This window comes from Kitasatospora sp. NPDC001540, assembly GCF_042894345.1.
GTDB lineage: Bacteria > Actinomycetota > Actinomycetes > Streptomycetales > Streptomycetaceae > Kitasatospora > Kitasatospora phosalacinea_C.
This window is the reverse complement of record NZ_JBIAVO010000005.1, coordinates 211,510-233,107: the sequence shown is the minus strand read 5'-3', so window position 1 is coordinate 233,107 and position 21,598 is coordinate 211,510. Positions and strand designations below refer to the sequence as shown.

The 21,598-nt window shown below is 71.5% G+C and carries 18 protein-coding genes; 12 read left to right on the top strand and 6 right to left on the bottom strand.

Features of this window, described 5'->3' with window-relative positions:
- Positions 1–4 precede the first annotated feature (4 nt).
- The 4 genes from msrB to ACFY00_RS09495 form a co-directional block, all read right to left on the bottom strand.
- Positions 5–409, bottom strand: a complete 405-nt coding sequence (gene msrB, locus ACFY00_RS09510; protein WP_285735374.1) for a peptide-methionine (R)-S-oxide reductase MsrB — start codon at positions 407–409, stop codon at positions 5–7.
- 36 nt (positions 410–445) lie between these two features.
- On the bottom strand, positions 446–1,852 hold the full coding sequence (gene murC / locus ACFY00_RS09505; RefSeq protein ID WP_388029048.1) for a UDP-N-acetylmuramate--L-alanine ligase: 1,407 nt from the start codon (positions 1,850–1,852) through the stop codon (positions 446–448).
- 99 nt (positions 1,853–1,951) lie between these two features.
- Positions 1,952–2,416 (bottom strand): indole-3-glycerol phosphate synthase, encoded by a 465-nt coding sequence (locus tag ACFY00_RS09500; RefSeq protein WP_388029045.1) that lies wholly within the window; start codon positions 2,414–2,416, stop codon positions 1,952–1,954.
- A gap of 133 nt (positions 2,417–2,549) precedes the next feature.
- Positions 2,550–3,326, bottom strand: coding sequence for a pyrimidine reductase family protein (locus tag ACFY00_RS09495; protein ID WP_388029043.1), 777 nt, complete (start codon positions 3,324–3,326; stop codon positions 2,550–2,552).
- Positions 3,327–3,505: 179 nt separating this feature from the next.
- Between ACFY00_RS09495 and zapE the strand changes: the two genes are divergently transcribed.
- The 4 genes from zapE to ACFY00_RS09475 all read left to right on the top strand — a co-directional run bounded on the left by zapE (position 3,506) and on the right by ACFY00_RS09475 (position 8,617).
- On the top strand, positions 3,506–4,462 hold the full coding sequence (zapE, locus tag ACFY00_RS09490) for a cell division protein ZapE (protein WP_388029211.1): 957 nt from the start codon (positions 3,506–3,508) through the stop codon (positions 4,460–4,462).
- A 38-nt stretch (positions 4,463–4,500) separates the two neighbouring features.
- Positions 4,501–6,591, top strand: coding sequence for an excinuclease ABC subunit UvrB (gene uvrB / locus ACFY00_RS09485; protein ID WP_388029041.1), 2,091 nt, complete (start codon positions 4,501–4,503; stop codon positions 6,589–6,591).
- Positions 6,592–6,804: 213 nt separating this feature from the next.
- Positions 6,805–7,389, top strand: a complete 585-nt coding sequence (locus ACFY00_RS09480; protein WP_388029210.1) for a TerD family protein — start codon at positions 6,805–6,807, stop codon at positions 7,387–7,389.
- A gap of 244 nt (positions 7,390–7,633) precedes the next feature.
- Positions 7,634–8,617, top strand: coding sequence for a TerC family protein (locus ACFY00_RS09475; RefSeq protein WP_388029039.1), 984 nt, complete (start codon positions 7,634–7,636; stop codon positions 8,615–8,617).
- A 58-nt stretch (positions 8,618–8,675) separates the two neighbouring features.
- Here the strand turns inward: ACFY00_RS09475 and ACFY00_RS09470 are convergent, their stop codons facing one another.
- Together ACFY00_RS09470 and ACFY00_RS09465 are read right to left on the bottom strand one after the other, a co-directional pair.
- The gene (locus ACFY00_RS09470) at positions 8,676–9,329 is read right to left on the bottom strand and encodes an MBL fold metallo-hydrolase (RefSeq protein ID WP_388029037.1); all 654 of its coding nucleotides are present in this window, start codon (positions 9,327–9,329) and stop codon (positions 8,676–8,678) included.
- Positions 9,330–9,377: 48 nt separating this feature from the next.
- Positions 9,378–10,139 carry a maleylpyruvate isomerase family mycothiol-dependent enzyme gene (locus ACFY00_RS09465; protein ID WP_388029035.1) on the bottom strand — a complete coding sequence of 254 codons (762 nt, stop codon included), beginning with the start codon at positions 10,137–10,139 and terminating at the stop codon, positions 9,378–9,380.
- Between the two features lie 263 nt (positions 10,140–10,402).
- On the opposite strand from ACFY00_RS09465, the gene uvrA reads away from it, so the two are divergent.
- From uvrA to ACFY00_RS09425, 8 genes are all read left to right on the top strand, one after another.
- Positions 10,403–13,279 carry an excinuclease ABC subunit UvrA gene (uvrA, locus tag ACFY00_RS09460; RefSeq protein WP_388029033.1) on the top strand — a complete coding sequence of 959 codons (2,877 nt, stop codon included), beginning with the start codon at positions 10,403–10,405 and terminating at the stop codon, positions 13,277–13,279.
- Between the two features lie 100 nt (positions 13,280–13,379).
- Positions 13,380–13,823, top strand: coding sequence for a Rieske (2Fe-2S) protein (locus ACFY00_RS09455; protein WP_388029031.1), 444 nt, complete (start codon positions 13,380–13,382; stop codon positions 13,821–13,823).
- A 208-nt stretch (positions 13,824–14,031) separates the two neighbouring features.
- Positions 14,032–16,023, top strand: a complete 1,992-nt coding sequence (gene uvrC, locus ACFY00_RS09450; protein ID WP_388029028.1) for an excinuclease ABC subunit UvrC — start codon at positions 14,032–14,034, stop codon at positions 16,021–16,023.
- Positions 16,024–16,025: 2 nt separating this feature from the next.
- Entirely contained in the window at positions 16,026–16,904 is an 879-nt protein-coding gene (gene rapZ / locus ACFY00_RS09445) for an RNase adapter RapZ (RefSeq protein ID WP_388029208.1), read from the top strand.
- Between the two features lie 62 nt (positions 16,905–16,966).
- Complete coding sequence (yvcK, locus tag ACFY00_RS09440; protein WP_388029026.1) at positions 16,967–18,016, top strand: uridine diphosphate-N-acetylglucosamine-binding protein YvcK; 1,050 nt, start codon at positions 16,967–16,969, stop codon at positions 18,014–18,016.
- Positions 18,007–18,987: a DNA-binding protein WhiA gene (gene whiA, locus ACFY00_RS09435; protein WP_014138611.1), complete on the top strand. Its 981-nt coding sequence runs from the start codon at positions 18,007–18,009 to the stop codon at positions 18,985–18,987. Before yvcK ends, whiA begins: the two co-directional genes overlap by 10 nt.
- A gap of 229 nt (positions 18,988–19,216) precedes the next feature.
- Positions 19,217–20,224 (top strand): type I glyceraldehyde-3-phosphate dehydrogenase, encoded by a 1,008-nt coding sequence (gene gap / locus ACFY00_RS09430; RefSeq protein ID WP_388029025.1) that lies wholly within the window; start codon positions 19,217–19,219, stop codon positions 20,222–20,224.
- Positions 20,225–20,385: 161 nt separating this feature from the next.
- On the top strand, positions 20,386–21,591 hold the full coding sequence (locus tag ACFY00_RS09425; RefSeq protein ID WP_388029022.1) for a phosphoglycerate kinase: 1,206 nt from the start codon (positions 20,386–20,388) through the stop codon (positions 21,589–21,591).
- Positions 21,592–21,598 lie beyond the last annotated feature (7 nt).

Sequence of the window (21,598 nt, the reverse complement as noted above, 5' to 3'; positions counted from 1 at the left end):
GCCGCTACTCGGCGGGCTTCAGCTTCAGCGAGATCGAGTTGATGCAGTACCGCTGGTCGGTCGGGGTGTCGTACCCCTCGCCCTCGAAGACGTGCCCGAGGTGGCTGCCGCACTTCTTGCAGCGCACCTCGACCCGGCGCATGCCGAGGCTGGTGTCCTCCAGGTACTCCACCGAGTCACCGGCCAGCGGCGCGTAGTACGACGGCCAGCCGCAGTGCGAGTCGAACTTCGTCTCGCTGCTGAACAGCTCGGCGCCGCACGCCCGGCAGCTGTAGACGCCGACCGTCTTGGTGTCGGTGTACTCGCCGACGAACGGACGCTCGGTGCCGGCCTCGCGGAGCACGTGGTACTCCTCCGGGGTCAGCTCGGCGCGCCACTCGGCGTCGGACTTCTGGACCTCGTAGCTCACGGCGACTCTCCAGCTCTCCAGCTCGGAACGGGGACGTCAGACAGCAGGTGCAACGTCCGCCAGGGCGGCCAGAATTTCCGGGCCCAGGTTGGTCACGTCGCCCGCGCCCATGGTCAGCACCAGGTCGCCGGGGGCGGCCAGCGCGGCCAGCAGCGCCGGGGCGGCCGCGAAGTCGTGCTCGGCCCGGACGTCCGCACCGGCCCGGCGCGCCGCGTCGATGATCAGCTCGGCGGTGACGCCCGGGATCGGGTCCTCGCGCGCCGGGTAGATGTCCAGCACCACCGAGGCGTCGGCCAGCGCCAGCGCCCGCCCCATCTCCTCGGCCAGCTGCTGGGTGCGCGAGAACAGGTGCGGCTGGAAGACCACCAGCACCCGGCCCGGGCCCGCCGCCTCCCGGATCGCCTCCAGGTCGGCCGCCATCTCGGTCGGGTGGTGCGCGTACGAGTCGATCACCTGCACGCCGCGCGCCTCGCCCTTGAGCTGCAGCCGCCGCCGCACCCCGGTGTACGCGCCCAGCGCCTTCGCCAGCCCCTCGGCCGGGACGCCCAGCGCGACGCCCGCGGCCAGCGCCGCGACCGCGTTGTGCGCGTAGTGCCGACCGGGCACCGAGACGGTGAACACCAGCCGCTCGCCGCCCAGCTCGACCGTCACCTCGCTGGTCATGCCGCGCGCCGCGACCTCCAGCACCCGCACGTCCGCGTCCTCGGCGGCGCCGACCGTCACCACGTTCAGCCCGTCCCGGCCCGCCACCCGGCGGGTCAGCTCGCGGGCGCCCTCGTGGTCGGCCGAGACCACCAGGGTGCCGCCGGGCTGGATGCGGCCGACGAAGGTCTCGAAGGACTCGTAGATCTCCTCGATCGACGCGTAGTTCGCGTGGTGGTCCAGCTCCACGTTCAGCACGATCGCCACCTCGGGCGCGTACTTGTGGAAGCTGCGGTCGCTCTCGTCCGCCTCCGCGACGAAGATCTCGCCCGCCCCGTGGTGCGCGTTCGATCCCGGCGCGTCCAGGTCGCCGCCGATCGCGTACGAGGGCTCCAGGCCCAGCTCGCCCAGGCTGACCGCGAGCATCGAGGTGGTGGTGGTCTTGCCGTGCGTCCCGGCCACCGCCAGCGCCCGGCGCCCGCCCATCAGCGCCGCCAGCGCGTCCGACCGGTGCACCACCGGCACCCCGCGCTCGCGGGCCGCCACCAGCTCCGGGTTGTCGGCCCGGATCGCGCTGGAGACCACCACGCTGCTCGTCCCGGCCGGGAGGTGCTCCGCGGCGTGCCCGACGAACACCGTCGCCCCCAGCTCGCGCAGCGCCCGGACGGTCTCCGACTCCTTCGCGTCGGAACCCGAGACGGTGGCGCCGCGCACCGCGAGGATCTTCGCCAGACCGGACATGCCGGCGCCGCCGATGCCGATGAAGTGCGGGGCGTGCAGGTCGTGGGCGGCGTCGTTCAAGGCTGGCTCCGTACGGGCGTGAGGAGGCGGAATCGTCCTGCGGCTCCGTAAAACGCTTCACGGAGCCACAGGACGATTCTGCCCTAGTCGAAGGGCCGGTCAGGCTTCGCTGGCGAACAGCTTGAGCACCGGGACGCCGACCTCGTGCCGGGCGCGGGAGGCCCAGTCCCGGTGGAAGAACTCCTCGACGAAGTGCGGGGAGGTCAGCACCAGCACCTCGTCGGCCCGGTTCTCCTCCACCACCTCGCGCAGCCGCGCCAGCGGGTGCGCCTCGACCACCTCGCCGACCGCCTCGGCCCCGGCCCGCTGCAGGTGGCGCAGGCTGTGCTCCAGGGATTCGCCCGCAAGGGTGGGCGCGGCCTCCGCGCCGTCGTCGTGCTCGTGCACCGCCTGGTCCAGATGGCCGAGGGCCACGTCGTCCAGGGCGCGCAGCAACTCGTCCTGCTTGCCGCGGGGCTGCATCAGGACGACGAAGGAGACCTTCTCCTCGCCGTGGAGCGTGGTGACCAGCTCCACGTCGGCGTCGGAGAGTGCCTTCTCGATCATCAGTACGGTCTTGAACACGTGAGTCCCTTCGCTGGTGCGGGCCCCCGGGTCCGGCTCCCTGCTCCCCTCCTTCATAGTGCCCGGAGGAAGGATTCCTCACGCTGCACACGCGCCACACGGATCACATGATCCACATCGGTCAGGATGCGGCTCAGGTGCGGGCGGGGACGCTCGGGGAGCGGTCCGGATCGGTCGGCCGCAGATAGCGGGTGAAGAGGAAACCTTTCTCCTCGATCAATGACACCAGCCGCATCGGTCGGACGTCCGGGATTCGCGGAGCGTTCACGATCCTCGGTGAATCACCGCCCGTCACCAGGGGCGCCACCGACAGGCACAGCTCATCCAGCAGACCGTCCGCCGCGAGCTGTCCGAGCAGGCGGGGGCCGCCCTCCGTGAGCTGGCGGCGCCAACCACGCTCCGTGAGCGCGGCCACCGCCCGGGGGAGGTCCACCGAGCCCGTTCCTGCGGTGATCACATCGGCTGCGGCGGCGACCCGGGCGAGCTTCCCGGGCGGCGCGTCCACCGTGGTGAGGACCACGGTCGGCACCAGCGGCTCGGTGAACAGCGGCGCCGAGAGGTCCAGTTCCAGGCTCCGCGACACCACCGCGATCACCGGCGCGGGCAACTGGCCCGCGGCCGCCCGCGCCGCCGCGAAGTCCGGCCGCGCCCGCGCCGGCCGGTACCCCTCGGCCCGCACCGTCTCGGCCCCCACCAGCACCACGTCGCACAGCGCCCGCAGCACCCCGAAGATCCGCTTGTCCGCCTCGCTGGACAGCCCCTCCGAGAGGCCGTCCAGCCGGGCCGCCCCGTCCAGCGAGGCCACCATGTTCGCCCGCAGCCACGCGCCCTCCGCGGGGTACGCGTACGCCTGCGCCAGCCACTCCAGCTCGCCGGGGGTTCCGGAGGTGTCACCGATCAGTTGCTCCATGCCTCCGAGTCTCTCAGCCGGGAGCGCACCGCCCCCGGCTCCGCGTCCCCCGGTTCCGCGTCCCGGCGGCGCGAGTACCCTGTTGTTTCGTGTCTGCTGCCTCGGAGTCCGATATTCGCACCGCGATAGCCCTGACCGACCGCCGTCCGGTGGTGCCGGCCGAGCGGCTGGTGGCCGAGATGGTGCCGCCGCCGCGCTTCGCCGGGGTGAGCTTCGGCAGCTACCTGCCGGACTCCTCGCAGCCGAGCCAGTACGAGGCCGTCCAGATCCTGGAGTCCTTCGCCGCCGGGCTGAACGGCGCCGCCGAGCCGCCCAGGCGCGGCTGGTTCCGGCGCTCGGCGCCCGTGCCCGCGGGACCGGCCGGGATCTACCTGGACGGCGGGTACGGCGTGGGCAAGACCCACCTGTTGGCCTCGCTCTGGCACGCCGTGCCGGGCCCGAAGGCGTTCGGGACGTTCGTCGAGCTGACCAACCTGGTGGGCGCGCTGACCTTCCAGGGCGCGGTGAAGACGCTCAGCTCGCACCGGCTGCTGTGCATCGACGAGTTCGAGCTGGACGACCCGGGCGACACCGTGCTGGTGTCGACCCTGCTGGCCAGGCTGGTGGAGAACGGCGTCAAGCTGTGCGCGACCTCGAACACGCTGCCGGAGAAGCTGGGGGAGGGCCGGTTCGCCGCCGCGGACTTCATGCGGGAGATCCAGGGCCTGTCCGCGCACTTCCGCCCGGTGCGGATCGACGGCCAGGACTACCGCCACCGCGGCCTGCCCGCCGCCCCGCCGCCGTACGACGACGCCGAGGTCACCGCCCGCGCGGCCCGCACCCCGGGCGCCTCGCTGGACGACTTCGACGCCCTGCTGGAGCACCTGAAGGAGGTGCACCCCAGCCGGTACGGCGCGCTGCTGGACGAGGTCGGCGCGGTGTTCCTGCGCGGCGTGCGGCAGGTGGACGACCAGGCGACCGCGCTGCGCCTGGTGGTGCTGGCCGACCGGATGTACGACCGGGAGCTGCCGGTCACCGCCTCGGGCGTGCCGTTCGACCAGGTGTTCACCGAGGAGATGCTGCGCGGCGGCTACCGCAAGAAGTACCTGCGGGCGGTCTCCCGGCTGGTCGCGCTGGCCCGGGACTCCGCGAAGTAGCACCCGCTCTGTCGGTGGCCGGTCGTACGGTGGAGGGCGTGCGTCCCATCACGAGTATCGAGCGGTCCGTGGCGCCCTTCGAGGTCGTCAGCCCCTACCAGCCCAACGGCGACCAGCCGGCGGCCATCGCCGAGCTGGAGCGCCGGATCCGCGCAGGTGAGAAGGACGTCGTCCTGCTCGGCGCGACCGGCACCGGAAAGTCGGCCACCACGGCCTGGATGATCGAGAAGCTGCAGCGCCCCACCCTGGTGATGGCGCCGAACAAGACGCTGGCCGCCCAGCTGGCCAACGAGTTCCGCGAGCTGCTGCCGAACAACGCGGTCGAGTACTTCGTCTCGTACTACGACTACTACCAGCCCGAGGCCTACGTCCCGCAGACGGACACCTACATCGAGAAGGACTCCTCGATCAACGAGGAGGTCGAGCGGCTGCGCCACTCCGCCACCAACAGCCTGCTCACCCGGCGGGACGTCGTGGTCGTCGCCTCGGTCTCCTGCATCTACGGCCTCGGCACCCCGCAGGAGTACGTCGACCGGATGGTGCGCCTGAAGGTCGGCGAGGAGGTCGACCGGGACGCCCTGCTGCGCCGCTTCGTCGACATCCAGTACACCCGCAACGACCTGGCCTTCACCCGCGGCACCTTCCGCGTCCGGGGCGACACGATCGAGATCTTCCCGGTGTACGAGGAGCTCGCCGTCCGGATCGAGATGTTCGGCGACGAGATCGAGGCGCTCTACACGCTGCACCCGCTGACCGGCGAGGTGATCAGCCAGGACGACTCGGTCTACGTCTTCCCGGCCTCGCACTACGTGGCGGGCCCGGAGCGGATGGAGCGGGCGATCAACGGCATCGAGGCCGAGCTGGAGCAGAGCCTGGCCCGGATGGAGAAGCAGGGCAAGCTGCTGGAGGCCCAGCGGCTGCGGATGCGCACCACGTACGACATCGAGATGCTCCGCCAGATCGGCACCTGCTCGGGCGTGGAGAACTACTCGATGCACTTCGACGGCCGCGAGCCCGGCTCCCCGCCGAACACCCTGCTCGACTACTTCCCGGAGGACTTCCTCCTGGTCATCGACGAGTCGCACGTCACCGTCCCGCAGATCGGCGCGATGTACGAGGGCGACGCCTCGCGCAAGCGCACGCTGGTCGAGCACGGCTTCCGGCTGCCCTCGGCGATGGACAACCGGCCGCTGAAGTGGGAGGAGTTCCAGGAGCGGATCGGCCAGACCGTCTACCTGTCGGCGACGCCGGGCAAGTACGAACTGGCCCGCGGCGACGGCCAGGTCGAGCAGATCATCCGCCCGACCGGCCTGATCGACCCCGAGGTGATCGTCAAGCCCACCGAGGGCCAGATCGACGACCTGGTGCACGAGATCCGGCAGCGGGTGGAGAAGGACGAGCGGGTCCTGGTCACCACGCTGACCAAGAAGATGGCCGAGGACCTCACCGACTACTTCCTGGGCCTCGACATCCGGGTCCGCTACCTGCACAGCGACGTCGACACGCTGCGCCGGATCGAGTTGCTGCGCGAGCTGCGGGCGGGCGAGTACGACGTGCTGGTCGGCATCAACCTGCTCCGCGAGGGCCTCGACCTGCCCGAGGTCTCGCTGGTCGCGATCCTGGACGCGGACAAGGAGGGCTTCCTGCGCTCCGGCACCTCGCTGATCCAGACCATCGGCCGCGCCGCGCGCAACGTCTCCGGCCAGGTGCACATGTACGCCGACAAGATCACCCCGGCGATGGAGCTGGCGATCAGCGAGACCAACCGCCGCCGCGCCGCCCAGCAGGCGTACAACGAGGAGCACGGGATCGACCCGCAGCCGCTGCGGAAGAAGATCGGCGACCTGCTCTCCACCATGGCGGGGGAGGACGTCGACACCGAGGAGCTGCTCGCCACCGGCTACCGGCAGCAGGGCAAGGGGAAGGCGCCCGTCCCGGCGCTCGGCATCGACCGCAAGCCCGCCAAGAGCCTGCCCGCCGCCGAACTCGCCCAGCTGATCCAGGACATGACCGACCGGATGCACACCGCCGCGGCCGAGCTGCAGTTCGAGGTGGCGGCCCGGCTGCGCGACGAGGTCAAGGAACTCAAGCGCGAGCTGCGCCAGATGCGGGAGGCGGGAATGGCCTGATCCGGAGCCCGGTCCCCGCCGGGCGGTGGTAATTCACCGTCCGGCGGGTGTCGTCGTGTCGTAGTTTGGCCACAGTCCGCTCCTCCCGGGCCGCGGCGGAAGGGCGGCGGCGTAGGGTGGGGCGCGGTCTGCCCGGAGCTCGCCCGCTCCGGGGACGGTCGGATGGGCGACGAGGACGCCGGGCGGGGCCCGGAGGAAGCAGAGGTCGGCAGCGTGTCCGTGAACCTGGCCAAGGGCCAGAGCGTGAGCCTGTTGAAGTCCACCGGCGAGACGCTGAGCGTGGTGCGGATGGGCCTCGGCTGGAAGTCCGCCCCCGGCAAGCGCGGCTTCTTCAGCCGCCGTCCCAAGGAGATCGACCTCGACGCGTCCGCCCTGCTGTACGACGGCAAGGTGATGAGCGACGTGGTGTTCTTCTCGCACCTGGTCAGCAACGACGGCTCGGTGCAGCACAACGGCGACAACCTGGTCGGCGGGGCGGGCGCGGGCGCCGACGACGAGAGCATCATGGTCGACCTGACCAAGGTGCCGCGCCGGGTCACCCAGATCGTCTTCACCGTCAGTTCGTACACCGGACAGAACTTCCTGGAGGTGCAGAACGCGCACTGCCGGCTGGTCGACGAGACCACCGGCAAGGAGCTGGCCCGCTACGAGCTGACCGGCGGCGGCCCGCACACCGGGCAGATCATGGCCAAGGTCGAGCGGGACGGCGACGGCGGCTGGAAGATGACCGCGATCGGCGCCCCCGCCAGCGGCCGCACCTTCCGGGACATGCTGCCCTTCATCGAGCCGTTCCTCTGATCGTTCCGATGATCGGCTGATCGAACTTCACAGGGACTTCTTTACCTTCTTTACCTTCCCTTGGTCTTCCTGTTAACCTTCTGGGAGCGGAGGGGAGTATTCCCCGTTCAGTGACCCCGTCATCACGGGCGCCCGTCGCGGCGCCCCGGGGCGCTGGCCGCGCGGCGCCCGCGGCACGCGGGCCGCGCGGCGGAAGAGACCTCCGGCAGTGACGATTGTTCGCCTATCTGCCGGAGGAGCAGACATGGACGTATCCGCAGGCCTGTGGGGCGGCACCATCGCGGTGCTGGTCGCCCTGGTGGTGGCCGACTTCTTCATCGGCGGCCGCAAGCCGCACGAGGTCTCCGTCAAGGAGGCCGGCATCTGGACGGCGGTCTGGGTGGCCCTGGCCGTGCTGTTCGGCGGCTTCCTCTGGTGGTACGGCGGCGGGAAGCCCGCCGGTGAGTTCTTCGCGGGCTACATCACCGAGAAGTCGCTCAGCGTCGACAACCTGTTCGTGTTCATCCTGATCATGGGCAAGTTCGCGGTGCCGAGGATCTACCAGCAGCGGGTGCTGATGTTCGGCGTGATCATCGCCCTGGTGCTGCGGGCGGTCTTCATCGCGGGCGGCGCGGCGCTGGTCTCCCAGTTCTCCTGGGTGTTCTACGGCTTCGGCGCCCTCCTGGTCTGGACGGCCTGGAAGCTGATCAAGGAGGCCCGCGCCGAGGAGGAAGAGGAGGAGTTCGAGGAGAACCGCCTGCTCAAGTCGATCGAGCGGCGCTTCCCGTCCACCGACCGGTACCACGGCACCAGGCTGTTCGTCCGGGAGGGCGGCCGTCGGCTGATGACGCCGATGCTGATCGTGATGCTGGCGATCGGCACCACCGACGTGCTGTTCGCGCTGGACTCGATCCCGGCCATCTTCGGCCTCACCCAGGACCCGTACATCGTCCTCACCGCCAACGCCTTCGCGCTGATGGGCCTGCGGCAGCTGTACTTCCTGATCGGCGGGCTGCTGAAGAAGCTGGTGCACCTGTCCTACGGGCTGGCGGTGATCCTCGGCTTCATCGGCGTCAAGCTGGTGCTGCACGCGCTGCACGAGAGCGGCGTGCACGTGCCGGAGATCGGCATCCCCCTCTCGCTGGGCTTCATCGTGGTGGTGCTGGCGGTCACCACGGTCACCAGCCTGGTGGCCGCGAGGAGGCAGGAGGCCGCGGCGGCCGCCGAGCCGGAGAAGATCGACGCCTGAGCCCGGGCGCAGCGCGGGGCCCCGCCGGGAAGGATCCGGCGGGGCCCCGCGCTGCGCGTCACCAGCCGCGCTCGCGCCACTCCGCCAGGTGCGGGCGCTCGGCGCCCAGGGTGGTGTCGTTGCCGTGGCCGGGGTAGACCCAGGTCTCGTCCGGGAGCACGTCGAAGACCTTCTCGTTGACGTCCCGGAACAGCGAGTCGAACGCGGCCGGGTCGCCCCAGGTGTTGCCGATCCCGCCCGGGAACAGGCAGTCGCCGGTGAACAGGTGCGGGTGGCCCTGCGGGTCGTCGTAGAGCAGCACGATCGCGCCGGGGGTGTGGCCCACCAGGTGGCGCACCGTCAGCTCGACCTGCCCGAAGCGCAGCACCGAGCCGTCCTCCAGGGCCAGGTCGGTGGGCACGTCGATGCCCTCCGCGTCGATCCGCCCGGCCATGGTGCGGGCGCCGGTGACGGCCACCACCTCGGCCAGCGCGCCCCAGTGGTCGCGGTGCCGGTGGGTGGTGACCACCGCGGCCAGCCGGGGGCCGACGGTCTCCAGCAGCACCGGCGCGTCGGCCGCCGCGTCGATCAGCAGCTGCTCGTCGGTGGCCCGGCAGCGCAGCAGGTAGGCGTTGTTGTCGTGCGGGCCGACCGCCACCTTGGTGACGATCAGGTGGGCCAGCTCCCGGACGTCAGGGGCCCCGCCGACCTTCACCGCTCCGTGGTACGTCATCAGGCCGCTCCTCGCTCGCTGTCGGGCTCTCGCGTCAACCGGTCACCATCATCCCATCGGGGGGAGCTCGGGCAGCGCGGAACGGGGGTCGACGAGGCCCTCGTCGCCGCGGTGGACCTGCAGGCCGTCCCCGTTCGAACGGCCGGACAGCCAGCCGGTGAGCGCCCGCACCGGGCCCTCCGCGGTCAGCTCGGCCCCCTCGCCGCCGATCCGGGCCTCCAGCCCGGCGTCCTCGGCGACCAGCAGCACGCCGGGCAGCTCCTCCGCGCCGCCGAAGTGCTCGCCCAGGCGCCGGAACTCGGCGATCGCGAACGGCTCCGGCCAGTGCGCGGGGGTGTATCCGGCGTTCAGGTCGACGTGGTGGTACTCCAGCTCGGCCAGCCGCTTCGCCGGGATCTGCCAGGCCGGGAAGACGTAGCCGGTGCGGTGGGTGATCTCGACGGTCCAGTGCTCGGGGGCCAGCAGCGCGGCGGCGTCCAGGAAGCGCCGCTGGCTGTCCCGGATGTCGGCCACCTGCTCGGCCAGCGGGCGCCCGGCCCCGGCCGCGATGCCGGCCTCCCGGCTCTCCGGGGTGGGGTACTGCGGGATGTCCTCGCCGGTGCGGGCCCCGGTCAGCAGGTTGACCAGGGAGTCCGCGTTGCGGGCGAGGTGCGCGAGCACGTGCCCGCGGGTCCAGCCGGGCAGCCCGGACGGGCCGGACAGCTCGGCCGGGTCCAGTTCGGCGAGGGTGTGCAGCAGCAGCTCGGTGCTCTCCGCGGTGGCCCGCAGCTGCTCGGCGGCGGCAGCGGCGGCGGTCGTGGGGTCGCTCATCGGGGCGGTGCCTTTCGACGGTCGGTGGTGCGGTTCGCGGTGCGGTTCGTGGCGGTGCGGTGGCGGTCCGGGCGTTGCCCGGGCCGGTTGTCAGTCGTTGACGCTACCGTCGAGCGAGGGTGCCGTTCACCCGTCCGGGTGGTCCCCGCTGGACAGGCTCAGATTCGAACGAATGAGCCAGTACGCTGGCGGGCGCATCCTGGAAGAAGCACGAAGAAGCACACCCCTCCTCCCCTTCGACCCGGAGAAAGGCGCCAGTAGCAGTGGCAGACCGCCTCGTCGTCCGTGGTGCACGCGAGCACAACCTCAAGAACGTCTCGCTCGACCTGCCCCGGGACTCCCTCATCGTCTTCACGGGCCTCTCCGGGTCCGGCAAGTCCTCCCTCGCCTTCGACACGATCTTCGCCGAGGGCCAGCGGCGCTACGTCGAGTCGCTGTCCTCGTACGCCCGGCAGTTCCTCGGCCAGATGGACAAGCCGGACGTCGACTTCATCGAGGGCCTCTCCCCGGCCGTCTCGATCGACCAGAAGTCCACCAGCCGCAACCCCCGCTCCACCGTCGGCACCATCACCGAGGTGTACGACTACCTGCGCCTGCTGTTCGCCCGGATCGGCAAGCCGCACTGCCCGCACTGCGGCCGCCCGATCGCCCGGCAGTCGCCGCAGGCCGTCGTCGACAAGGTGCTGGAGCTGCCCGAGGGCACCCGCTTCCAGGTGCTCAGCCCGGTCGTCCGGGAGCGCAAGGGCGAGTTCGTCGACCTCTTCGCCGACCTGCAGTCCAAGGGCTACGCCCGGGCCCGGGTGGACGGGCAGACCGTCCAGCTGACCGAGCCGCCGACGCTGAAGAAGCAGGAGAAGCACACCATCGAGGTGGTCATCGACCGCCTCACCGTGAAGTCGAGCGCCAAGCGCCGACTCACCGACTCGGTGGAGACCGCCCTCAAGCTGGCCGGCGGCATGGTGGTGCTCGACTTCGTCGACCTGCCGGAGGACGACCCCGAGCGCGAGAAGATGTTCTCGGAGCACCTCTACTGCCCGTACGACGACGTCTCCTTCGAGGAGCTGGAGCCGCGCTCCTTCTCCTTCAACTCCCCGTTCGGCGCCTGCCCGGACTGCTCGGGCCTGGGCAACCGGATGGAGGTGGACCCGGAGCTGCTCGTCCCCGACGAGGAGAAGTCGCTCGACGAGGGCGCCATCCACCCCTGGTCGCAGGGCGCCACCAAGGAGTACTTCCAGCGGCTGGTCAACGCGCTGGCCGCCGAGCTCGGCTTCCGCACCGACATTCCGTGGGCCGGGCTGCCGGTCCGGGCCAGGAAGGCGCTGCTGTACGGGCACAAGACCCAGGTCGAGGTCCGCTACCGCAACCGCTACGGCCGCGAGCGCTCCTACACCACCGCCTTCGAGGGCGCCGTCCCGTTCGTCACGCGCCGGCACTCCGAGTCGGAGAGCGACGCGGGCCGCGAGCGCTTCGAGGGCTACATGCGCGAGGTGCCCTGCCCGACCTGCAAGGGCACCAGGCTCAAGCCGGTGGTCCTCGCCGTGACGGTGATGGACCGCTCGATCGCCGAGGTCTCCGCGATGTCGATCAGCGACTGCGCGGACTTCCTGGGCGCGCTGCGCCTGGACCGCCGGGACAAGCAGATCGCCGAGCGGGTGCTCAAGGAGGTGCTGGAGCGACTGCGCTTCCTGGTCGACGTCGGCCTCGACTACCTCTCGCTCAACCGCGCCGCGGGGACGCTCTCCGGCGGCGAGGCCCAGCGCATCCGGCTCGCCACCCAGATCGGCTCCGGCCTGGTCGGCGTGCTGTACGTGCTGGACGAGCCGTCCATCGGCCTGCACCAGCGCGACAACCACCGCCTGATCGAGACGCTGGTCCGGCTGCGCGACATCGGCAACACCCTGATCGTCGTCGAGCACGACGAGGACACCATCAAGACCGCCGACTGGATCGTCGACATCGGCCCCGGCGCGGGCGAGCACGGCGGCAAGGTGGTGCACTCCGGCTCGCTGAAGGAGCTGCTGGCCAACGAGGAGTCGCTGACCGGCCAGTACCTCTCCGGCAAGCGCGCCATCCCGATCCCGGCCGCCCGCCGCCCGCGCGACAAGAAGCGCCAGCTGGTGGTGCACGGCGCCCGCGAGCACAACCTCAAGGACGTCACGGTCGCCTTCCCGCTCGGCACCTTCACCGCCGTCACGGGCGTCTCCGGCTCCGGCAAGTCCACGCTGGTCAACGACATCCTGTACGCGCACCTGGCCCGCGAGCTGAACGGCGCCCGCAGCGTCCCCGGGCGGCACACCCGGATCACCGGCACCGACCAGGTCGACAAGGTGGTGCACGTCGACCAGTCGCCGATCGGCCGCACCCCGCGCTCCAACCCGGCCACCTACACCGGCGTCTTCGACCACGTGCGCAAGCTGTTCGCGGAGACCCAGGAGGCCAAGGTCCGCGGCTACCTGCCCGGCCGGTTCTCGTTCAACGTCAAGGGCGGCCGCTGCGAGAACTGCTCCGGCGACGGCACCATCAAGATCGAGATGAACTTCCTGCCGGACGTCTACGTCCCCTGCGAGGTCTGCCACGGCGACCGCTACAACCGGGAGACGCTGGAGGTCCACTACAAGGGCAAGTCCATCGCCGAGGTGCTGAACATGCCGATCGAGGAGGCGCTCGACTTCTTCGAGGCCGTCCCCGCGATCGCCCGCCACCTCAGGACGCTCAAGGAGGTCGGCCTCGGCTACGTCCGGCTCGGCCAGCCCGCCACCACCCTCTCCGGCGGCGAGGCCCAGCGCGTCAAGCTCTCCGCCGAGCTCCAGAAGCGCTCCACCGGGCGGACGGTCTACGTCCTGGACGAGCCCACCACCGGCCTGCACTTCGAGGACATCAGCAAGCTGATCAAGGTCCTGGAGGGCCTGGTCGACAAGGGCAACACCGTCATCGTCATCGAGCACAACCTGGACGTCATCAAGACCGCCGACTGGCTGGTCGACATGGGTCCCGAGGGCGGCTCCGGCGGCGGCAGCGTGGTCGTCGAGGGCACCCCGGAGGAGGTCGCGGCCTCCACCGCCAGCCACACCGGCAAGTTCCTGCGCGACATCCTGCCGGGCGTCTCGGACGCGGCGCCCGCGAAGCGCAGGAAGAAGTAGCCGCACGCGGACGGGTCCGCCCGGGGAGCACGCGCCCCCCGGGCGGACCCGTCCGCGCGTGCTAGGTTTCTGGCGCCAAATCCCGCACCGAGGAGCCCCGATGACCGAGCCCACCGCCTCCCGCCGTACCGTCCTGTGCTGCGCGGCCGTCGCGCTCGCGGGGGCCACGGCCGCCGGTTGCAGCTCCTCGTCCCCCTCCCCCTCCTCCGGCAGCGGCGGCAGTGGCAAGGAGGAGCCGAAGTCGGCCGGGCCGATCGACCTCGGCCCGGCCGCGGACGTGCCGGTCGGGGGCGGGAAGGTCTACCGGGAGCAGGCCGTCGTCGTGACGCAGCCCGCCGCGGGGGAGTACAAGGCGTTCAGCGCGAAGTGCACGCACGCCGGGTGCCTGGTCAACGGGGTGGTCAAGGAGCAGATCCAGTGCCTGTGCCACGGCAGCCGCTTCGGGATCTCCGACGGCGCCGTCCAGGACGGCCCCGCGCCGAAGCCGCTGCCCGCCTACCAGGTCGCGGTGCAGAACGGGAACCTGCAGGTCACCAAGGGCTGACGGCCCGTCGGTGCGGGGGAAGAACGGAACGAGGGGGGAACGGCAGGATGAATCGCCGACCGTGCACGACGAGGGACGGCGCGCCGCACTGGCGCGGCTCCGCGGGCACCGTCACCGAGACCGCCTCGGCCTGAGCGGGGAGCGGCCGGCGGAGTCCGACTGACGGCGTCCGCGCCGTGCTGTCACCGGCAGTCGGTACGGTAGGGGCATGGCAGACCCGTCCACCTACCGACCGGCGCCGGGGGCGATCCCGACCTCGCCCGGGGTCTACAAGTTCCGCGACGCGCACGGCCGGGTCATCTACGTGGGCAAGGCGAAGAGCCTGCGCCAGCGGCTCTCCTCGTACTTCCAGGACGTGGCGAACCTGCACCCGCGCACCGCGACGATGGTGACCACCGCGGCCTCGGTGGAGTGGACGGTGGTCTCCACCGAGGTCGAGGCGCTGCAGCTGGAGTACTCCTGGATCAAGGAGTTCGACCCGCGGTTCAACGTCAAGTACCGGGACGACAAGAGCTACCCGGAGCTGGCGGTCACCCTCGACGAGGAGTTCCCCCGCGTCCAGGTGATGCGCGGGGCGCACAAGAAGGGCGTGCGCTACTTCGGCCCGTACGGGCACGCCTGGGCGATCCGCGAGACGGTCGACCTGCTGCTGCGGGTCTTCCCGGTGCGGACGTGCTCCAACGGCGTGTTCAAGCGCGCCCAGCAGGTCGGCCGCCCCTGCCTGCTCGGCTACATCGGCAAGTGCGCGGCGCCCTGCGTGGGCCGGGTGACGGCCGCCGAGCACCGCGAACTCGCCGAGGAGTTCTGCGACTTCATGGCCGGGCGGACGGGCGGCCACCTGCGCCGCGTCGAGCAGGAGATGCAGCGGGCCGCCGCCGAGATGGAGTACGAGAAGGCCGCCCGGCTGCGCGACGACCTCGGCGCCCTGCAGCGCGCGATGGAGAAGAACGCGGTCGTCCTCGCCGACGGCACCGACGCCGACCTGCTGGCCCTGGCCGAGGACGAACTCGAAGCCGCCGTGCAGATCTTCCACGTCCGCGGCGGCCGGGTCCGCGGCCAGCGCGGCTGGGTCACCGACAAGGTCGAGGACGTGGACACCGCGGGCCTGGTCGAACACGCCCTGCAGCAGCTGTACGGCGAGGGCAGCGAGCAGGTCCCGCGCGAGGTGCTCGTCCCCGCGCTGCCCGACGCGGCCGTGCACGAGTGGCTGGCCGCCCTGCGCGGCGCCCAGGTCGACCTGCGCGTCCCGCAGCGCGGCGACAAGAAGGACCTGATGGAGACGGTGCAGCGCAACGCCCAGCAGGCGCTGGCGCTGCACAAGACCAAGCGCGCCTCCGACCTGACCACCCGCAGCCGCGCCCTGCAGGAGATCGCCGACGCCCTGGAGCTGGACTCCGTCCCGCTGCGCATCGAGTGCTTCGACATCTCGCACCTCCAGGGCGAGGACGTGGTGGCCTCCATGGTGGTCTTCGAGGACGGCCTGGCCCGCAAGAGCGAGTACCGCCGCTTCCAGATCAGGTCCTTCGAGGGCCAGGACGACGTCCGCTCGATGCACGAGGTGATCACCCGCCGCTTCCGCCGCTACCTCCAGGAGCGCGAGCAGACCGGCGAGTGGGCGGTGCCCGAGGAGGACGGGGCGCTGACCGACGAGAACGGCCGCCCCAAGCGCTTCGCCTACCCGCCGCAACTGCTGGTGGTCGACGGCGGGCAGCCGCAGGTCGCCGCCGCCGTGCGGGCGCTGGGCGAACTGGGCATCGACGACGTCGCGGTGTGCGGGCTGGCCAAGCGGCTGGAGGAGGTGTGGCTGCCCGGCCAGGACGACCCGGTGGTGCTGCCGCGCTCCAGCGAGGGCCTCTACCTGCTGCAGCGGGTGCGCGACGAGGCGCACCGCTTCGCCATCACCTACCAGCGGGCCAAGCGCGCCAAACGGCTCACGGCGGGGGAACTGGACTCCGTCCCCGGGCTGGGCGAGACTCGCCGCCGGGCCCTGCTCAAGCACTTCGGTTCGCTGAAGAAGCTGCGCGCGGCGACCGTCGACGAGCTGTGCGAGGTCCCCGGGATCGGGCGCCGCACCGCCGAGACTGTTGCCGCAGCCTTGGCCTCCCGTACACCTGCCGCATTCGCGGTCAACACCGCGACGGGCGAGATCATCGAAGACAGCACGGCCACAGCAGTACCGAGAAGCGGGGAAGAGACGTGACAGTGTCCAACGGGGGAGAGACCACCCCCGAGCTGGTGATCATCTCCGGCATGTCCGGGGCGGGGCGCTCCACCGCCGCCAAGTGCCTGGAGGACCTCGGCTGGTTCGTGGTCGACAACCTGCCGCCCGCGCTGATCCCCACCATGGTCGACCTGGGCGCCCGCTCGCAGGGCGCGGTGCCGCGGATCGGCGCCGTGGTCGACGTCCGCGGCCGCACCTTCTTCGACGACCTGCTGACCTCGCTGGAGGAGCTGGAGAAGCGCGGCGTCCGGCTGCGGGTGCTCTTCCTGGACTCCTCGGACGACGCGCTGGTGCGCCGCTTCGAGTCGGTCCGCCGCCCGCACCCGCTGCAGGCCGACGGCCGGATCGTCGACGGCATCGCCCGGGAGCGCGAGCTGCTGCGCGAGCTGCGCGGCGAGGCCGACCTGGTGTTCGACACCTCCAACCTCAACGTGCACCAGCTGCGCGCCAAGATGGACGCCCAGTTCGCCGGCCAGGACGAGCCGGAGCTGCGCGCCACCGTGATGTCCTTCGGCTTCAAGTACGGCCTGCCGGTCGACGCCGACCTGGTGGTGGACTGCCGCTTCCTGCCCAACCCGCACTGGGTCCCCGAGCTGCGCGCCCGTACCGGAACCGACCCGGAGGTGGCAGAGTACGTGTTCCAGCAGCCCGGGGCGCAGCAGTTCGTGGACGGCTACACCGAGCTGCTCCGGATCATCACCGAGGGTTACCGCCGGGAGGGGAAGCGCTACATGACGCTTGCCGTAGGCTGCACCGGAGGCAAGCACCGCAGCGTGGCGATGTCCGAGCAGCTGACCAAGCGTCTGATCGCGGACGGGGTCGAGACGGTGCTGGTCCACCGGGACATGGGCCGGGAGTAAGCGGCCGGGAACCACCCGTACCGCCGCCCCGGTCGAGCACGAGACAGGAACACGGTGTCGGCGTGACGGGATACGTGCCAGCGCGGCAGCAGCTCCGGACCAGACCCGCGGAGCGGGCCCCGCGCCCCGGGGCTCCGAAGATCGCCGCGTTGGGCGGCGGGCAGGGCCTGTCCGCCTCGCTGTCCGCGCTGCGCCGGCTCACCACCGAACTGACCGCCGTGGTCACCGTCGCGGACGACGGCGGTTCCAGCGGACGGCTGCGCGCCGAACTCGGCGTGCTGCCGCCCGGCGACCTGCGCAAGGCGCTGGCCGCGCTGTGCGGCGACGACGACTGGGGCCGGACGTGGTCCGAGGTGATCCAGCAGCGCTTCGCGGGCAGCGGCGAGCTCGGCGGCCACGCGGTCGGCAACCTGCTGATCGTGGCGCTGTGGGAGAAGCTCGGCGACCCGGTGGAGGCGCTGAACTGGGTCGGCCGGCTGCTGAACGTGCAGGGCCGGGTGCTGCCGATGTCCGCCGTCCCGCTGGACATCGAGGCCCAGGTGCGCGGCCACGACCCGCTGCGCCCCACCGAGGTGTCGGCGGTGCGCGGCCAGGCCGCGGTCGCGATCACCCCCGGCACCGTGCAGTCGATCCGGCTGCTGCCGGACGGCCCCCCGGCCGTCCCGGAGGCCGTGCAGGCCGTCCTGGAGGCGGACTGGGTGGTGCTCGGCCCCGGCTCCTGGTTCACCAGCGTGCTGCCGCACCTGCTCGTCCCGGAGCTCGCCAAGGCCCTCACCGAGACCCGGGCCCGCCGCCTGCTCACCCTCAACCTGGCCCCGCAGCCCGGCGAGACCGAGGGATTCACCCCGCAGCGCCACCTGGAGGTGATCGCCGACCACGCCCCGGAGCTGGCCGTGGATGCGATCCTGGTGGACGAGCGGGCGGTCAGCGGCGGCGCCTTCGGGGTCGCCGACCTGGCCGGCCTGGAACAGGCCGCCGCGCGGATGGGCGCGGCCCTGGTGCTCGACTCGGTGGCCCGCGCGGACGGGACGCCGCGACACGACGCGGAGCTCTTGGCCGCCGCGTACGACCGGATTTTCCGGACTCATGGAAGGATCGGCCCATGGCGATGACGGCAGCGGTGAAAGACGAGATCTCCCGGCTTCCCGTCACCCGTGCCTGCTGCCGCAAGGCGGAGGTCTCGGCGATCCTGCGTTTTGCGGGCGGACTGCACATTGTGAGCGGCCGCATCGTGATCGAGGCGGAGCTGGACACCGGCATTGCGGCACGGCGGCTGCGCAAGGACCTCCTGGAGATCTTCGGACACTCCTCGGATCTGGTGGTGATGGCCCCCGGCGGGCTGCGACGCGGCAGCCGGTACGTGGTGCGGGTGGTGAAGGACGGCGAGCTGCTGGCCCGGCAGACCGGGCTGGTGGACGGACGCGGACGGCCGATCCGGGGTCTGCCCCCGGCGGTGGTGTCCGGCGCGACCTGCGACGCGGAGGCGGCCTGGCGCGGCGCCTTCCTGGCGCACGGCTCGCTGACCGAACCCGGGCGCTCCTCCTCCCTGGAGATCACCTGCCCGGGCTCGGAGGCGGCGCTCGCCCTGGTCGGCGCGGCCCGCCGGCTCGGCATCCCGGCCAAGGCCCGCGAGGTCCGCGGCGTCGACCGGGTGGTGATCCGCGACGGCGACGCGATCGGCGCGCTGCTCACCCGCCTCGGCGCGCACGAGTCCGTGCTGGCCTGGGAGGAGCGCCGGATGCGCCGCGAGGTGCGGGCCACCGCCAACCGGCTGGCCAACTTCGACGACGCCAACCTGCGCCGCTCGGCCCGCGCCGCGGTCGCCGCGGGCGCCCGGGTGCAGCGCGCCCTGGAGATCCTCGGCGAGGAGGTGCCCGAGCACCTGGCCGCGGCCGGCGCGCTGCGCATGCAGCACAAGCAGGCCTCGCTGGAGGAGCTGGGCGCGCTCGCCGACCCGCCGCTGACCAAGGACGCGGTGGCCGGGCGGATCCGCCGCCTGCTGGCGATGGCCGACAAGCGGGCCGCCGAGCTCGGCCTGCCGAACACCGAGGCCAACCTGACCGAGGAGATGGCCCTGAACTGACGGCCGGTCAACCGGCCGACGGCGCACCCGAGGGGCGTGCGGAGCAGGTCGCGGCAGCCGCCGCGCCCGCTGCGCGCGCCCCTTTCGCGCACCCGGACCGTCCCGTCCCAACCGGTGAGGCGATGTGCCTTGCGACACTTGGGGGAGGTAGGGTCAGCAGTGGTCGGGGACAACCCAAATTTCACCCCCGTCGGGCTCCGGCCCGGCGTACCTAAGAGGAGATCGGTTCGTGACGATCCGGGTAGGCATCAACGGGTTCGGCCGCATCGGCCGCAACTTCTTCCGTGCGGTCAAGTCCCAGGGCGCTGACATCGAGATCGTCGGTGTCAACGACCTGACCGACACCAAGACGCTGGCTCACCTGCTCAAGTACGACACCACTCTCGGTACCTTCCCCGGCGAGGTCTCGCACACCGAGGACAGCATCACCGTCGACGGTCACACCTTCAAGGTCACCGCCGAGCGCGACCCCGCCAACCTTCCCTGGGCCGAGCTGGGCGCCGACATCGTCGTCGAGTCCACCGGCATCTTCACCAAGGCCGATGCTGCGAAGAAGCACATCACCGCCGGTGCGAAGAAGGTCATCATCTCGGCGCCCGCCACCGACGAGGACATCACCATCGTCCTGGGCGTCAACGAGGACAAGTACGACGCCGCCGCGCACGACGTCATCTCGAACGCCTCCTGCACCACCAACTGCGTGGCGCCGATGGCGAAGGTCCTGCACGAGAACTTCGGCATCGTCAAGGGCCTGATGACCACCGTGCACGCCTTCACCAACGACCAGGTCACCCTGGACTTCCCGCACAAGGACCTGCGTCGCGCCCGCGCCGCCTCGCAGAACATCATCCCGACCTCGACCGGTGCCGCCAAGGCCACCGCCCTGGTCCTGCCGGAGCTGAAGGGCAAGCTGGACGGCACCTCGCTGCGCGTCCCCGTCCCGACCGGCTCCATCACCGACCTGGTGGTCACCCTCGAGCGCGAGGTCACCAAGGACGAGGTCAACGCCGCGTTCCAGAAGGCCGCCCAGGAGGGCCCGCTCAAGGGCTACCTGGCGTACACCGAGGACCCGATCGTCTCCTCGGACATCGTGAACGACCCGCACTCCTGCATCTTCGACTCGCAGCTGACGATGGTCCAGGGCAACCAGGTCAAGGTGCTCGGCTGGTACGACAACGAGTTCGGCTACTCCAACCGCCTCGTCAACCTGGTCTCCCTCGTCGGCGACCAGCTCTGACCCCAGCGGTAGCTGACGTGACGTAAGGGGCAGGGCCCGGACGGCTGTCTTACGCCGACCGGGCCCTGCCGCTGCGCCCCCTCGTCCGTCCTACCCCCCTTACCGGTGGCCCGCCGTCGTGTCGCCGTCTGCGCACCGTTCCACCCCTGAGGAGCATGACCGTGAAGACGATCGAAGACCTGGAGGTCTCCGGCAAGCGGGTGTTCGTCCGCGCCGACCTCAACGTGCCGCTGTCCGGTGACACCATCACCGACGACGGCCGGATCCGCGCCGTCGCGCCGACCATCGCCAAGCTCGTCGAGCGCGGCGCCCGCGTGGTCGTCGCCTCGCACCTGGGCCGTCCCAAGGGCGAGCCGGACCCGAAGTTCTCCCTCGCGCCGGTGGCCGTCCGCCTCGGCGAGATCCTCGGCCGCCCGGTGGCCTTCGCCACCGACACCGTCGGGGACAGCGCGAAGGCCACCGTCGCCGCCCTCGGCGACGGCGAGGTCACGCTGCTGGAGAACCTGCGCTTCAACGCCGGCGAGACCTCCAAGGACGACGCCGAGCGCGGCGCGTTCGCCGACCGGCTGGCCGCCCTGGCGGACCTGTACGTCGGCGACGGCTTCGGTGCGGTGCACCGCAAGCACGCCTCCGTCTACGACCTCCCGGCCCGGCTGCCGCACGCGGTCGGCGACCTGATCGCCACCGAGGTGGGCGTCCTCAAGCGCCTCACCGAGGACGTGGCCCGCCCGTACGTGGTGGTGCTCGGCGGCTCGAAGGTCTCCGACAAGGTCGGCGTGATCGAGAACCTGCTCGGCAAGGCCGACCGGATCCTGATCGGCGGCGGCATGATGTACACCTTCATCGCCGCCCAGGGCCACGGCGTGGGCGCCTCGCTGCTCCAGGAGGACCAGATCCCGGTCGTCCAGGACTACCTGAAGCGCGGCGCCGAGCAGGGCGTCGAGTTCGTGATCCCGGTGGACACCGCGGTCTCCGGCAGCTTCCCGGACGTCAAGGGCGGCGCCCCGGTCGAGGACTTCGCGGTCGTCGACGTGGAGGCGATCCCGGACGGCGCGATCGGCCTGGACATCGGCCCGCGGACCGCGCGGCTGTTCGCGGAGAAGATCGCCGACGCGCGGACCGTGTTCTGGAACGGCCCGATGGGCGTCTTCGAGCACCCGGCGTTCGCCGACGGCACCAAGGCGGTCGCCCAGGCGCTGCTCGACTCCGACGCGTTCACCGTGGTCGGCGGCGGCGACTCGGCGGCGGCGGTCCGCACCCTGGGCTTCGACGAGACGAAGTTCGGACACATCTCGACCGGCGGTGGCGCCAGCCTCGAGTACCTGGAGGGCAAGACCCTCCCCGGTCTCGCCGCCCTGGAGGACTGAGAAAGAC

Coding starts and splice junctions, on each gene's coding strand:
- ACFY00_RS09495 (WP_388029043.1), bottom strand. CDS start 3,326: ATGGAGCAACTGATCGGTGACACCTCCGGAACCCCCGGCGAGCTGGAG.
- zapE (WP_388029211.1), top strand. CDS start 3,506: ATGGTGCCGCCGCCGCGCTTCGCCGGGGTGAGCTTCGGCAGCTACCTG.
- ACFY00_RS09475 (WP_388029039.1), top strand. CDS start 7,634: ATGGACGTATCCGCAGGCCTGTGGGGCGGCACCATCGCGGTGCTGGTC.
- ACFY00_RS09470 (WP_388029037.1), bottom strand. CDS start 9,329: ATGACGTACCACGGAGCGGTGAAGGTCGGCGGGGCCCCTGACGTCCGG.
- ACFY00_RS09465 (WP_388029035.1), bottom strand. CDS start 10,139: ATGAGCGACCCCACGACCGCCGCCGCTGCCGCCGCCGAGCAGCTGCGG.
- ACFY00_RS09455 (WP_388029031.1), top strand. CDS start 13,380: ATGACCGAGCCCACCGCCTCCCGCCGTACCGTCCTGTGCTGCGCGGCC.
- uvrC (WP_388029028.1), top strand. CDS start 14,032: ATGGCAGACCCGTCCACCTACCGACCGGCGCCGGGGGCGATCCCGACC.
- whiA (WP_014138611.1), top strand. CDS start 18,007: ATGGCGATGACGGCAGCGGTGAAAGACGAGATCTCCCGGCTTCCCGTC.